Origin of the sequence: Arthrobacter sp. EPSL27 (assembly GCF_001512305.1) — a bacterium.
Classification (GTDB): domain Bacteria; phylum Actinomycetota; class Actinomycetes; order Actinomycetales; family Micrococcaceae; genus Arthrobacter.
In genome coordinates this window covers 188306-202586 of the sequence record NZ_LNUT01000005.1, presented here as the reverse complement: position 1 = coordinate 202586, position 14281 = coordinate 188306, and the positions used below count along the sequence as shown (strand labels likewise).

At 70.3% G+C, this 14281-nt stretch carries 11 protein-coding genes; 4 read left to right on the top strand and 7 right to left on the bottom strand.

Going from position 1 to position 14281, the window contains the following annotated elements; genetic code table 11:
* Positions 1–43 precede the first annotated feature (43 nt).
* From tsaB to AR539_RS11870, 4 genes are all read right to left on the bottom strand, one after another.
* Positions 44–715: a tRNA (adenosine(37)-N6)-threonylcarbamoyltransferase complex dimerization subunit type 1 TsaB gene (gene tsaB / locus AR539_RS11885; RefSeq protein WP_066437009.1), complete on the bottom strand. Its 672-nt coding sequence runs from the start codon at positions 713–715 to the stop codon at positions 44–46.
* Positions 715–1365 (bottom strand): tRNA (adenosine(37)-N6)-threonylcarbamoyltransferase complex ATPase subunit type 1 TsaE, encoded by a 651-nt coding sequence (gene tsaE / locus AR539_RS11880; RefSeq protein ID WP_066437006.1) that lies wholly within the window; start codon positions 1363–1365, stop codon positions 715–717. The genes tsaB and tsaE overlap by 1 nt, the downstream gene beginning before the upstream one ends.
* Entirely contained in the window at positions 1362–2582 is a 1221-nt protein-coding gene (alr, locus tag AR539_RS11875) for an alanine racemase (RefSeq protein ID WP_066437001.1), read from the bottom strand. Before alr ends, tsaE begins: the two co-directional genes overlap by 4 nt.
* Before the next feature lie 269 nt (positions 2583–2851).
* Complete coding sequence (locus AR539_RS11870; protein ID WP_066436999.1) at positions 2852–3943, bottom strand: PfkB family carbohydrate kinase; 1092 nt, start codon at positions 3941–3943, stop codon at positions 2852–2854.
* Between the two features lie 80 nt (positions 3944–4023).
* Between AR539_RS11870 and AR539_RS11865 the strand changes: the two genes are divergently transcribed.
* The 4 genes from AR539_RS11865 to AR539_RS11850 all read left to right on the top strand — a co-directional run bounded on the left by AR539_RS11865 (position 4024) and on the right by AR539_RS11850 (position 9932).
* A complete protein-coding gene (locus AR539_RS11865) occupies positions 4024–5490 on the top strand; it encodes a family 4 glycosyl hydrolase (protein WP_066436996.1) in 1467 nt (488 codons plus the stop codon).
* Between the two features lie 174 nt (positions 5491–5664).
* The gene (mshA, locus tag AR539_RS11860; protein WP_066436994.1) at positions 5665–6951 is read left to right on the top strand and encodes a D-inositol-3-phosphate glycosyltransferase; all 1287 of its coding nucleotides are present in this window, start codon (positions 5665–5667) and stop codon (positions 6949–6951) included.
* A gap of 59 nt (positions 6952–7010) precedes the next feature.
* A complete protein-coding gene (locus AR539_RS11855; protein WP_066436991.1) occupies positions 7011–8750 on the top strand; it encodes a formate--tetrahydrofolate ligase in 1740 nt (579 codons plus the stop codon).
* Between the two features lie 234 nt (positions 8751–8984).
* A complete protein-coding gene (locus tag AR539_RS11850; RefSeq protein WP_066436984.1) occupies positions 8985–9932 on the top strand; it encodes a hypothetical protein in 948 nt (315 codons plus the stop codon).
* A 220-nt stretch (positions 9933–10152) separates the two neighbouring features.
* On the opposite strand, the gene AR539_RS11845 is transcribed toward AR539_RS11850, so the two are convergent.
* The 3 genes from AR539_RS11845 to treZ all read right to left on the bottom strand — a co-directional run bounded on the left by AR539_RS11845 (position 10153) and on the right by treZ (position 14281).
* The gene (locus AR539_RS11845; RefSeq protein ID WP_066436982.1) at positions 10153–11238 is read right to left on the bottom strand and encodes an inositol-3-phosphate synthase; all 1086 of its coding nucleotides are present in this window, start codon (positions 11236–11238) and stop codon (positions 10153–10155) included.
* 183 nt (positions 11239–11421) lie between these two features.
* Entirely contained in the window at positions 11422–12459 is a 1038-nt protein-coding gene (gene mgrA, locus AR539_RS11840; RefSeq protein WP_066436979.1) for an L-glyceraldehyde 3-phosphate reductase, read from the bottom strand.
* A 13-nt stretch (positions 12460–12472) separates the two neighbouring features.
* Positions 12473–14281 carry a malto-oligosyltrehalose trehalohydrolase gene (gene treZ, locus AR539_RS11835; RefSeq protein WP_066436978.1) on the bottom strand — a complete coding sequence of 603 codons (1809 nt, stop codon included), beginning with the start codon at positions 14279–14281 and terminating at the stop codon, positions 12473–12475.

Below are 14281 nucleotides of genomic sequence, written 5' to 3'. Positions count from 1 at the left end.
GCGCGCAGGGCCACCCCGCCGGGCAGCGGTGCCGTTCCGGCGGTCACAGGGCCCTCTTCCGCGGGCCGGGCACCTGGGCGTCGGACTCACGCAGGTAGAGAGGCGTGGACTCGAGCAACTGCTCCCCCGCCGCGAGCCGGGCAAGGGCGAACTGGCCCAGCGACAGGGCTTCCGGCTGGCTGGTGCTGAACTCCGGGACGGCGTTGACGACGTCGGCGTAGAGGCCGGCGCCGGCACCGTAGACGGGAAGCTCCGGGAGGTCCGCCGCGAAGCCCACGTGCGGGCCGTCCACCAGCTGCGGCAGCTGACCGGCGGCCAGGGCGTACCGGGCCCAGTAGACCTCTTTCCGGCGGGCGTCCGTGGCCACGATGAACTCCGGGGCGGCGTCGGTGGACTCCGCCACTTCCAGGGCGATGGCGTCCAGGCTCATCACCCCGTACAGCGGCTTGCCCCAGACGAACGCCAGGGTGCGTGCGGTCACGATGCCCGAACGCAGCCCGGTGAACGGTCCGGGACCCACCCCGGTGACCAGGGCGTCGACGTCGGCGCCGGTGAGGCCGGTCTCCGCGAGGAGCTCTTCGATGCCGGGTGCCAGCACCTCGGCGTGGCTCCGGGTGTCCTCGGTGGCGAAGCTGCCCACCAGGGATTCCGGGGTGTCATCGGAGACCAGCGCGGCGCTGGCCACGGCCGAGGTGTCGATGGCGAGGATCAGCATCAGTTCCCTTCCAGACGGTGGTGCCGGGCGTCGGCTGCGGGTGCCGGCTCGGGAGGCAGCGCCGGCGGCTGCACCCAGCGGGGGCCGAAGCCGCGGATCACAATGGTGCGGGGCTCGTCGTCGTCCTCGGTGTCAAAGTCCAGCACGGCCGCGCCCCCGGCGGGCGCGGGCACGCTGGGGCCGCCGGCGCCGCTGGCTTCAGGGCTGCTGCCCTCAGGGCCGCTGCCGCCGAGGCTCCGGAGCATGTCCACTTCCAGCCGGCTCTCGCTGAGGTGTTCCACACGGTCCCTGCCCCACTCCACCACGGTCACGGCACTGTCCATGGTGTTTTCCAGGTCGATGTCGTCGATTTCCGAGGCGGAGCCGAGCCGGTACGCGTCCACGTGTACCAGGTCCGGGCCGCCGGGCCGGGGCCCGTCGGGCAGGTTCGGGTGGATGCGGACCAGCACAAAGGTGGGCGAAATGATGCCGGCGCGGACGCCCAGGCCCTCGCCCAGGCCCTGGGTGAAGGTGGTCTTCCCTGCCCCCAGCTCACCGGTGAGGACCAGCAGGTCGCCCGCCTGGAGCTGGGCGCCGAGTGCCGCCCCTAGGGCGTGGGTCTGGTCCGCGGTCCGGACGTGCAGGGTCCGTTCCCAGGTTGCCTGGCTCACGGCTGCGGCCCGTCGCTGGCGGGTTCTTCATTGATGTAGCGCCGCGGCACGCGGGGGCTGATCCGGGTGACGATCTCGTAGTTGTTGGTGCCGGCTGCCCGGGCCCAGTCCTCTGCGGTGGGCCCGCCGTTGTGGCCGTCGCCAAACAGCACGGCCTCGGCGCCGAGCACGCTGCGCCCGCCGGCCGAAACGTTGAGCGGGCCGAGGTCGATCACCATCTGGTCCATCGCGATGCGGCCCACTACGGGGTAGGTCACCCCGTCCACGCGGACCGGGCCTCCGGTGGCGATCCGGGGGACGCCGTCGGCATAGCCCAGCGGGATGAGGCCCAGGGTGCTGGTACTGCCGGTGCGGTAGTTCAGGCCGTAGGAGACGCCCTGCCCGGCCCGCACGTCCTTGCAGTGGGAAACCACGGTGCGGAGCGTCATGGCGGGGCGGAGGCCCAGCTCGTCCGGGCTCTGCCCCTCGAACGGCGACAGGCCGTAGAGGCCCAGGCCTGTGCGGACCAGGTCAAAGTGCGTGTCCGGCCGGGAGAGGGTGGCCGGGGTGTTGGCGAGGTGCCGCACCTCCGGGTCCACGCCGGCGTCCTGGGCGATCGCGAGGGCCTCACGGAAAGCCGCGAGCTGCTCGTCGGTTTCCGGGCGCTCGGGTTCGTCGGCGACGGCGAGGTGCGAGAAGACGCCCACCACCCGCAGCAGGCCCTGGTCCTGGTACTCCATGGCCTCGCCCACCAGAGTGTCCCATGCGTCCATGGTGGCCCCGTTGCGGCCGAGCCCGGTGTCCACCTTGAGGTGGACGCGGGCCGGCCGTTCCTGTTCGCGGGCGGCCGCGACGATGTGCTGCAGTTCCCAGCCGGAGCAGCCGATGTCGATCCCGGCGGCCACGGCGGCGCCGAAGTTGCTCTCCGGGGTGTGCAGCCAGGCCAGGAGCGGGGCGTCGATGCCGGCGGCGCGCAGCGCCAGGGCCTCGGAAATGTGGGCGGTTCCCAGCCAGCTGGCCCCGGCGCTGAGCGCTGCGCGGGCTACCGGGACGGCGCCGTGGCCGTAGGCGTCGGCCTTGACCACAGCCATCACCTGCGCCGGCGACGCCACGGCCGCGAGGCGGCGGACGTTGTGCCGGATGGCTGCGAGGTCGATGACCGCGGAGCGTTCCTCGACGTAGGCTGCCGGAGCCTCGGGGACGGGCGGGAGGTCACCTGTTGCTGCTGGGTAAGTCACTTAACGATTCTAGGGGTGGCAGCGCGAGGGGCTTAATTCCGCCCGGACGCAGCCGGCCAGCCCCGCGGGACATGCCCAATCTTCGCGGCCACCGCCGGGCATAGTGGCATCATGTCCGCTCGCCGGCCCCGGCAGAGGACATGCCCCCTGGCCCCTCCCACCACGGCACAACCCCTCCGCGGGACATGCCCATTTTTCGCGGCCACCACCGGGCATAGTGGCATCATGTCCGCTCCCCGGCCCGGGCGGAGGGCATGTCCAGTGGGGGGCTACGCGTCGGAAAGGTGCGCGATGGTCGCCGTCGCCCGGCGCTGCGCTTCCTGCGGCACGTCGCGGATGATGTCCTCGAGGAACCGGTAGCGCCGGAGCCACTGGCTGCCCTGCCGTTCCTTCCGGGCGTTGGCGCGCTGCCACCAGTCGGCGATGTCACCCCAGCCCGGGGCTGCCAGCGAGCCGCCCACCTCCTGCACTGCCAGTGCCGCGCACAGGTTGGCGAACCGCAGCCGGTCGCCGAGCGGCCACCCCGCCAGGCACCCGACAATAAAGGCGGCCCCGAAGCAGTCCCCCGCGCCCGTCGGATCGTACGCGGACACCGGCAGCGACGGCACCCATTCCTCCTCGCCGGTCTCGGAGTCCACGGCCATGGCACCCTGGGCCCCGAGGGTCACCACGGCCACCGGCACCCGGTCCGCCAGGGAGTAGAGGGCAGCCCAGGGGTTGTCGTGGCCGGTGAAGGCCATCGCCTCGTGCTGGTTCGGCATAAAGGCGTGGAAGTACCGCAGGTTGTCCAGCCGGGCGGAGGACCACGCACCGGTGGGATCCCAGCCGACGTCCCCGAACAGCCGCACCCCGGATTTGAACGCGTCGAGCGCCCACGGCTCCAGTTCCTCGCCAAGCTCTGCTACCGCGGCAAGGGCCGGCGGCGGGCAGCCGATCAGTTCGCTGGAGGTCACCGGGGCCGCATGGCCGTGCGTCACCATGGACCGGTCGTGGTCCACGCTGAGGGACACCGTCACCGGTGAATGCCAGCCTGCCACCCGCCGGGACAAAGACAGGTCCACATGCTCCTGCGCGGCCAGGATCTTCCAGTTGTAGTCGCCGTAGCCGTCATCGCCGAACGCCGCCGCCAGCCCGGTCCGCAGTCCCAGCCGGGCCGCGGCGATCGCCTGGTTGGCCACGCCGCCCGGGCAGCTGCCCATCCCGTCGCTCCAGATTTCGGTCCCGGCGACGGGCGCGTGCGGCAGGCCGGTGAAGATGATGTCCTGAAAAACAGTGCCGGTCAGCAGCAGGTCGAAGCCCTCCGCCGCCGGAGTCCGGACGGCGGAAAGCGGGTCAAAACGCCGCGTCGGAATCGCGTCCATACCTCGCACATTACGCCGTCCGGGTACCGCTGCAAAGGCATCCCGCGGGCCCGGCGGGGCGCAGTGCATAGACTGTCGGCATGCGGCTGATGATTGCCGGCGGCGGCGGGTTCCGCGTTCCGCTGGTCTTCCGGGCACTCTGTTCAGGACCCTTCGCCGGGCTGGTCCGGGAACTGGTGCTGTACGACGTCGATCCCGGCCGCCTCGCCGCCATCACCGCCGTCCTGGACTCCTTCGCAGGGCAGGAAGCGGCCCCCGGCACCGCCCCCGTGGTCCGTGCCACCACGTCCCTGGCCGAGGCGCTGGACGGCGCCGACATGGTGTTCGCCGCGATCCGCCCGGGCGGGACCGCCGGTCGAACGGCCGACGAGCGGGTGGCCCTGGACCTGGGGCTCCTGGGGCAGGAGACCACGGGGGCCGGCGGGATCTCCTACGCGCTCCGGTCCATCCCCCGCATGCTGGACCTCGCCGCCCAGATGCGCCACCGCTGCCCAGACGCGTGGCTGCTGAACTTCACCAACCCGGCCGGCATGGTCACCGAAGCCCTCGTTCCGGTGCTGGGGCACAAGGTCGTCGGCATCTGCGATTCGGCCAGCGGCCTGGTGTACCGGGCGGCGGCCGCGGCCGGCGTCGCGCTGCCCGCCAACCGGCTCGACGGCGTCGGGTACTACGGCCTGAACCACCTGGGCTGGCTGTACCGCCTGGAGTCCGGCGGCAGGGACGTGCTGCCCGGGCTGCTGGCCGACGCCGGCGCGCTGGCGGGCTTCGAGGAGGGGCGGCTGTTCCCGCAGCGCTTCCTCGCGGAGCTGGGGTGTCTGCCCAACGAGTACCTCTATTACTACTACGAGACCGGGCGGGCACTTGCCGGCATCCGGTCGTCCGCCACCACGCGCGGCGAATCGATTGACCGGCAGCAGGCCGAGCTTTATCCGCGGCTCGCGGCGGCCGGGCGGCAGGCCTATCCTCTGTGGGACGCGGCGCGCCGTTCCCGCGAGGAGGGCTACCTCGCCGAGGCCCGGCGGGCCGGCGAGCGCCGGGACGAGACGGACCTGGCCGGGGGCGGCTACGAACGGGTGGCCCTGGCCGCCATGCGGGCGCTCTCCGGCGGCGGTCCGGCTGAGCTGATCCTGAACACCCGCAATACCGCGGCCGACAGCGGTGCGGGTGCTGCCGCCGCAGCCGACGGGGGCGAGGGTACCGGCGGCGACGGCGGTGCCCCCGGTGCGGGCACCGCGGCCATCCCGGGACTGCCCGCGGACGCCGTCGTCGAGGTCCCCTGCCGGGTGACCCCCGCCGGCGTCGAGCCCCTGCGGCAGGAACGCCCGGCGCCGGCGCAGCTGGCCCTGCTCCGGCAGGTCAAGGACGTCGAGCGCCTCGTCGTCACAGCAACAAGCCGCAGGCCCGGCACCAGGGGACCGGACCGCCGGGCCGCGGCCCTGGCGGCGTTCGCCGGGCACCCCCTGGCCGGCCCCGGGGACCTCGCGCAGCAGCTGCTGGCCGGGTACGAGGCGGCGTTCCCGGAACTGGAGGAGCTTTTCCGGGACTGACGGGGCCTGCTTCGGAAGCGCCGGGCTGAGGCACCGGCGCGCGCCTGTGACCGGCACCGCGCGCCCACCTCTGAACCGGTGCGGACTTCAGGAGTAATGTTTGATCGAAATGCAGTTCCGGCAGTGTAAGAGCGGACATGTCCCCCGGGACCTGTCCGAGGAAGGGAGAGAACCATGTCGCTGATCCGCCGGGTAGCGTTCCTCTCCCTGCACACCTCGCCGATGGAGCAGCCCGGGTCCGGCGACGCCGGGGGCATGAACGTCTACATCCGCGCGCTCGCCGCGGCCCTCGCCGAGACCGGCGTCGAGGTGGAGATCTTCACCCGCTCCACGTCCGCCGGCCAGGCCGCCGTCGAGCATCCCTCCCCCGGCGTCTGCGTGCACAACGTCCTGGCCGGCCCGCCGCGGAAGCTGCCCAAGGAGGAACTGCCGGAGCTGCTGCACAGCATGGTGGCTGAAATCGACCGGATCCGGCAGAGCCAGCCGCACGGCCGCTACGACGTGATCCATTCGCACTACTGGGTTTCCGGCGTGGCCGGGCTGGAGCTCGCAAGCCTGTGGGGCCTGCCGCTGGTGCACACCATGCACACCATGGCGAAGGTGAAGAACCTGCTGCTGGCCGCCGGCGAGCAGCCGGAACCGCGCCGGCGCGAGGACGGCGAGCAGCGCATTGTCGACGGCGCTACCCGGCTCATCGCCAACACCGGCACCGAGGCGGCGGAGCTGGTCTCGCACTACAACGCGGACAACGACCGCATCGACGTGGCGCCGCCGGGCGTGGACCTGACCACGTTCACGCCGTCGTTCCGCGGCCGTGCCCGGGCAGCCCACGGGGTCCCGCCGGGCCGGTTCCACCTGCTCTTCGCCGGGCGGATCCAGCGCCTTAAGGGCCCGCAGATCCTGGTCAAGGCCGCCGCCCTGCTGCGCGCCCGGCGCCCGGACATCGACCTGCAGCTGACCATTGTCGGCGCCATCAGCGGGTCGAAGGACTTCGATCTGAAGGCGCTCATCAGCGCCGCCGGAATGGACGACGTCGTCACACACCATCCGCCGGTCAGCGCACCGGAGCTGGCGGGCTGGTACCGGTCCGCCGACGTCGTGGTGATGCCCTCCTACAGTGAGTCCTTCGGCCTGGTGGCACTCGAGGCGCAGGCCTGCGGCACGCCGGTGGTGGCCACCAAGGTGGGCGGGCTGTCCCGTGCCGTCTTTGACGGCCGCACCGGGATGCTCATCGAGGGGCACAAGGCCGCCGACTGGGCCGACGCCCTGGAGGCCCTGCACGACGACCCCGCCACCCGCGAGGACATGGGCCGCGCGGCCGCGCTGCACGCGCACGAGTTCGGCTGGCAGCGGACCGCCGCCATCACCCTGGAGAGCTATCACACGGCCTTGAGCCAGTATTTTGGAAACCTGACCATTCCGGTGGGCCACACGCCCGTCACCGGAACCTTGGGCCGGTAACAGCGGCCTGAAACCACTGGCCCGGACCACCCGCCGGCGCCACGAGCCAAAGGACAACGATGCCTGAACCCACGAATGCCGGATCCGCTGCCCAGGCTGCGCCCGCTGCGCCGGCCCTGAGCGACCTCGAGATCGCCCAGCGCGCCACGATGCGGCCGATCGAGGAGATCGCCGCGGCGGCCGGGATCAACGCCGAAGCCCTGGACTTCCACGGCCGGTACAAGGCGAAAATCGATCCGGCAAAGCTCACGGGCCCGACGGCGGGCGGCACCCGGCGCGCCCCCGGCAAGGTGGTGCTGGTCTCGGCGATGTCCCCCACCCCCGCCGGCGAAGGCAAATCCACCACCACCGTGGGGCTGGCGGACTCCCTCGCCCGGGCCGGGCACAAGGTGATGATCGCCCTGCGGGAACCCTCGCTCGGCCCCATCCTGGGCATGAAGGGCGGCGCCACGGGCGGCGGCTACTCCCAGGTGCTGCCGATGGACGAGATCAACCTGCACTTCACCGGCGATTTCCACGCCGTCACGTCAGCGAACAACGCGCTCATGGCCCTCGTGGACAACCACATCTACCAGGGCAACGAGCTGAACATCGATCCGCGCCGGATGACCTTCAAGCGGGTGCTGGACATGAACGACCGCTCGCTGCGGGAAGTGGTGATCGGCCTCGGCGGCCCGACCCAGGGCATCCCCCGGCAGGACGGCTTCGACATCACCGTGGCCTCGGAGATCATGGCCGTGTTCTGCCTCGCCACGGACCTCGCCGACCTCCGGGAGCGGCTGGGCCGCATCACTTTCGGCTACACCTACGACCGGCAGCCGGTCACCGTGGCCCAGCTGGGTGTGCAGGGAGCCCTGGCCATGCTGCTCAAGGACGCCATCAAACCGAACTTGGTGCAGACCATCGCAGGGACCCCGGCGCTGGTCCACGGCGGACCGTTCGCCAACATCGCCCACGGCTGCAACTCGCTGATCGCCACCCAGACCGCCCGCAGCCTGGCGGACATCGTGGTCACCGAGGCGGGCTTCGGCGCCGACCTGGGCGCGGAGAAGTACATGGACATCAAGTCCCGCGTCGCCGACGTCGCCCCGTCCGCCGTCGTGGTGGTGGCGACCGTCCGGGCGCTGAAGATGCACGGCGGCGTCCCCAAGGACCAGCTCAAGGAACCCAACGTGGAGGCCTTGGCGGCCGGCGTCGTCAACCTGCAGCGCCATGTGCGGAACGTGGAGAAGTTCGGGATCACCCCGGTGGTGGCGATCAACCGGTTCGGCACGGACACGCAGGAGGAGCTGGACTGGCTGCTGGAGTGGTGCGCCGCGGAGGGCGTCCAGGCGGCTGTGGCCGACGTCTGGGGCCGCGGTGGCGGCGGCGACGGCGGGGACGAGCTCGCGGCGAAGGTGGCGGCTGCGATCGACGCGCCGCACACGTTCCGGCACCTGTACCCGCTGGAGATGTCGGTGGAGGACAAGATCCGCACCATCGTGCAGGAGGTCTACGGCGCCGACGGGGTGGATTTCTCCGTCCCGGCGCTCAAGCGGCTTGCGGAGATCGAGCGGAACGGATGGTCCGGCTTCCCCGTGTGCATGGCGAAGACCCAGTATTCCTTCAGCGACGACGCCACCAAGCTGGGCGCCCCGAAGGGGTTCACCGTGCACGTCCGCGACCTCATCCCCAAGACCGGCGCGGGCTTTATCGTGGCTCTGACCGGCGCGGTCATGACCATGCCGGGGCTGCCGAAGGTCCCGGCCGCGATGCGCATGGACGTCGACGCCGAGGGCAACCCCGTCGGCCTCTTCTGACCCTCCCTCACATCCGGCCGGGAACCGCCCAAACGCTCCCTCACCTCCCGTCGACAACCACCCAGCGCTCCCTCACCTCCCGTCGACAACCACCCAACGCTCCCTCACCTCCCGTCGACAACCACCCAGCGCTCCCTCACCTCCCGTCGGGTCGCCGCGTTGTGGGGATCCAAGCAGCACAACCGGCTGTGGATAACTTCTGCACGGATACGCGATTGGGTTCACAATGCCAGCATGACCCTGCCACCAAAACTTCCCGGTTCCCTTGCCAGCGGGCCCTTCACCATCGCGGCGGCTACGTCCTTGGGTGTGCCGAGAACCAGGCTCAGAAAGCCCGACGTACGTCCTGTGAGCCGGGGTGTCTACCGGCCCGTCGCATGGAGCTTTGAGCTGGAGGCTGCTGCGCGGGCGCTGTCCGCGGCGTCTCCGAATGCTTGGATCTCGCACGTCACGGCCGCCGTACTCAGGAACCAGCTGCTGCCGCCGTGGCTGTCTGATTCTGAGGAACTGCATTTGAGCAAGCCGCGGGCATTACCGGAGGTCCGACGCAAAGGAATCATCGGGCATACGGTTTTGGCGTTCGACGACGAGGTCGAGACAGAGGATGGCATCCGAATCAGCACCCGGCCCCGGACATGGCTCGACCTCGCCCAGAGGTTGAGCCTGTACGACTTGGTCTGCATGGGCGACGAACTCGTTCGCATACCCCGCTTCGGATTGGAGGGGCGGAGCGAACCCTTCGCGACCATAGACGGGTTGCGTACATTGGTGGGCAGGCACCCGAATCTCCAGGGAATCATTCGGGCCCGGGCGGCCCTGGAGCTGATGCGGGTGGGAGCCGACTCGGGGCCCGAGACCCTCCTCCGTCTTGCGATGTGCGACGCCGGGCTTCCCGAACCGGAGCTCCAAGTCGAACTGCATCCGGGCAGCGCGGGAACGCCGACGGCGGATCTTGGGTATCGGCGTCGGCGCCTTGCGGTCCAGTACGACGGCGGGCACCACCTACTCCCTGCCCAGATCTTCAGCGATCGCCGCCGGGACAAGGCTTTCGAAGCAGCGGGGTGGACTGTGCTCCTTCTGACCAAGGAGGACCTTGCCGATGGATTCGCTGGTGCCATCGGCAGGATCAAGCGAATCCTCCGCAGCGCATACATCAGTCCATCAACCGCCGCCGGCTTTTAGAGCCGATCTGAGGGAGCTTCGCGACAGCCGGCACCAGAAGTGCAGGAGCGTCCGGGCCAAACCCGCCAAACGTGAGGGAGCGTCCGGGAGGAAGGCCTTTCGCGCCGGAAAACGCAACGCTCCCGCACCAAAGGTGCGGGAGCGTTGCGTCAGAACGCGCCAGAAGTGCGGGAGCGTTGCGTCAGAACGCACCAGAAGTGCGGGAGCGTCCCGACAGGGGTTAGCGCTCCAGGTCGCCGCGGATGAAGGCCTCGACCTTTTCGCGGGCGAGGTCATCGTTGAACTGCTCCGGCGGGGACTTCATGAAGTAGCTCGACGCCGAGAGCAGCGGGCCGCCGATGCCGCGGTCCAGGCCGATCTTGGCGGCACGGATGGCATCGATGATCACGCCGGCGGAGTTGGGGGAATCCCAGACCTCCAGCTTGTACTCCAGGGACACCGGGGCGTCACCGAAGTTGCGGCCTTCCAGGCGGACGAAGGCCCACTTGCGGTCATCGAGCCACTGGACGTAGTCCGACGGGCCGATGTGGACGTCCTTGGCGGCCAGGTCGGCTTCGACGTTGGACGTGACGGCCTGGGTCTTGGAGATCTTCTTCGACTCGAGGCGGTCGCGCTCCAGCATGTTCTTGAAGTCCATGTTGCCGCCGACGTTCAGCTGGTACGTGCGGTCCAGGGTCACGCCGCGGTCCTCGAACAGCTTCGCCATGACGCGGTGCGTGATGGTGGCGCCGATCTGGCTCTTGATGTCGTCGCCCACGATCGGGACGCCGGCCGCGGTGAACTTGTCCGCCCACGCCTTGGTGCCGGCGATGAAGACCGGCAGGGCGTTGACGAACGCCACGCCGGCGTCGATGGCGCACTGGGCGTAAAACTCTGCGGCTTCCTGCGACCCGACCGGCAGGTAGCAGACCATCACGTCAACCTGGGCGTCCTTGAGGGCCTGGACGACGTCGACCGGCTCCTCCGGGGACTGCTCGATGGTCTCGAGGTAGTACTTGCCGAGCCCGTCGAGGGTGGGCCCGCGCTGCACGGTCACACCGGCCGGCGGGACGTCGGCGATCTTGATGGTGTTGTTCTCGCTGGCCAGGATGGCGTCGGACAGGTCCTGGCCCACCTTCTTGCCGTCGACGTCGAACGCGGCAACGAACTTGACGTCGCCCACGTGGTACTGGCCGAACTCCACGTGCATCAGCCCGGGGATCGTGGCCTGGGGATCGGCGTCCCGGTAGTACTCAACGCCCTGGACCAGCGAAGCGGCACAGTTACCTACGCCGACGATTGCAACACGAATGGGATGTGAAGACACGGAACTCCTTTGAGGGACAACGTCATGTGCCCGGCGGAAGTACTCTGATGCACGACGGCGGCAGCGGGCACGGCGCACAACGGCGCCTTTAGCATTCTAGTCAACGGCGCGGGGGCCCCGGTTGTTCCCGGCCCCCGCGCCGCCAGTGTTACCGGAAGGCTTAACAGCCGCCCGGCTGGGCCTTTATTTCTGGGCCCACAGGTTGATATCGGACTCGACGGCGAACTCGTCGATCGCCGTCAGCTCCGCCGCGGTGAAGTCCAGGTTGTTGATGGCGGCCAGGTTGTCCTCGAGCTGCCGGACGCTGGACGCACCCACCAGGGCGGACGTCACCGCGGAGCCCTTGCCCTGGTCGCGCAGGATCCAGGCGATGGCCATCTGGGCGAGGGACTGTCCGCGGCCTTCGGCGATCCGGTTGAGCCCCCGGACGCGGGCCAGCTTGTCCTCGGTGATGCTGTTCTCATCCAGGGACTTGTCCTGCGCGGCGCGGGAATCGGCAGGGATCCCGTGCAGGTACCGGTCGGTGAGCATGCCCTGGGCCAGCGGCGAGAACGCGATGGACCCGGCGCCCACCTGGTCCAGCGCCTCGTACAGGTTGGGGCTGCCGTTTTCGGTCCACCGGTTCAGCATGGAGTAGCTGGGCTGGTGGATGAGCAGCGGGGTGCCCAGCTCCTTCAGGATCCGGGCCGCCTCGAGGGTCTGCTCCGGGGTGTAGGAGGAGATGCCCGCGTAGAGGGCCTTGCCGGAGCGGACAGCGTGGTCCAGCGCCCCCATGGTCTCCTCCAGGGGCGTCTCCGGGTCCGGGCGGTGGCTGTAGAAGATGTCCACGTAGTCCAGGCCCATCCGGGTCAGCGACTGGTCCAGGCTGGCCAGCAGGTACTTGCGGGAGCCCCATTCGCCGAACGGGCCTGGCCACATGTTGTAGCCGGCCTTGGTGGAGATGATGAGCTCGTCACGGTACGGGGCGAAGTCGTCCCGCAGGTGCCGGCCGAAGTTGGTCTCGGCGGACCCGGCGGGCGGGCCGTAGTTGTTGGCGAGGTCGAAGTGGTTGACGCCCAGGTCGAAGGCGCGGCGCAGGATGGCGCGCTGCGTCTCGAAGGCCTGGTCGTCGCCGAAGTTGTGCCACAGGCCGAGGGAAACGGCGGGAAGCTTCAGGCCGCTGCGCCCCACACGGCGGTACGGCATGGAGTCATAGCGGGTCTCTGCTGCAACGTAAGTCATGGGAAGTCCTGTCCTATTCGGAGATGATGGCGGCGCTGTGGCCCGGCAGGGCCAGCTGGCCGGCGGCGAGACGGACGCCGTCGTCGGTGGCCAGCGCCACCGAAGCGCCGGCAACGGCGAGGCTGCGCGGTTCGGCGGAGAAATTCATCGCCACCTCGACGCTGCCGCGGCGCAGGCGGAGCCAGCGCTCGGCCTCGTCGAACGCCACGGCGGTGTCCTCGAAGCCGAGACCGGAGAGCTCCGGCGTGGCGCGCCGCAGCGCGATCAGCCGGCGGTACAGCTCCAGCAGGCGGGCGTGGTGGCCGCCGGCGGCTTCGTCCCAGTTGAGCCGGGAGCGGGTGAAGGTTTCCGGGTCCTGCGGGTCGGGCACGACGGCGGGGTCCCACCCCATCCGCTCGAACTCCCGGATCCGGCCCTCAGCCGTGGCCTTGCCAAGCTCCGGTTCCGGGTGCGAGGTGAAGAACTGCCACGGCGTGGTGGCGCCGTATTCCTCGCCCATGAACAGCATCGGCGTGAACGGCGAGGTGAGGGTGGCGACGGCGGCGAGCGCCAGCTGCCCGTAGCCCAGCGTCTGGGACAGCCGGTCGCCGGTGGCCCGGTTGCCGATCTGGTCGTGGTTCTGGCTGCAGACCACCAGCGCGGCGGGGTGGACCAGGCCCGTGTTGATGGGCCGGCCGTGGTGCCGCCCGCGGAAGCTGGAGTAGCTGCCGTCGTGGAAGAACCCGTCCACCAGCACCTTGGCCAGGGCTTCCAGGGACCCGAAGTCGGCGTAGTAGCCGGTGGTCTCGCCGCTGACGTTGACGTGGACCGCGTGGTGGAAGTCGTCGCTCCACTGCCCGGCCAGGCCGTAGCCGTTGACGTCCCGCGGGTAGAGCAGGCGCGGATCGTTCAGGTCCGACTCGGCAATCATCGTGGCGGGGCGCCCGGTCGCAGCGGCCACCTCGTCCGCGAGCGCACCGAAGTCCTCCAGCAGGTGAACCGCCCGTTCGTCCTTGAAGGCGTGCACGGCGTCGAGCCGCAGCCCGTCCACATGGTAGTCCCGCAGCCACATCGCGGCGTTGTCCAGGATGTAGCGGCGCACCACGTCGGAACCGGGGCCGTCGAGGTTCACGGAGTCACCCCACGTGTTCCCCTCCCCCGACTTCAGGTACGGGCCGAAGCGGGGTAGGTAGTTCCCGCTGGGCCCGAGGTGGTTGTAGACCACGTCCTGGATGACGCCCAGCCCGGCGGCGTGGGCGGCATCGACGAAGCGCTGGTACGCGGCGGGCCCGCCGTAGCCTTCGTGGACCGCGTACCAGAGGACGCCGTCGTAGCCCCAGTTGTGGGTGCCGTTGAAGCCGTTCACCGGCAGCAGCTCCACGAAGTCGATGCCGAGGTCCGCCAGGTAGCCGAGCTTCCCGGCGGCCGCGTCCAGGGTCCCCTCGGGCGTGAACGTCCCCACGTGCAGCTCATAGATCACCGCGCCCTGGAGGTCCCGGCCCTGCCACTGCCCGTCCGCCCACTGGTGGCTGCCGGCGTCGAACGTCCGTGACAGGGCGTGGACTCCGTCGGGCTGCCGCCGGGACCGGGGGTCCGGCAGCGGTGTGGTGTCCCCGTCGATCAGGTAGCCGTAGTCCACGTCCCCGGCAGCGGGGGCGTCGGGTGCGGTCCACCAGCCGTCGAAGCCGTCAGCGTTGGACCCGTCAGCGTTGGGCAGAGCGCCGTCCGCGGCGCCGGGAATCCGGGCCATCGGGTATTCCCGGCCGCCGGCGAGCAGCGTGACGGTCTGCGCGTCCGGGGCCCAGACGTTGAAGCGTTCGGTTCCGTGTGCAGGCAAAATCAT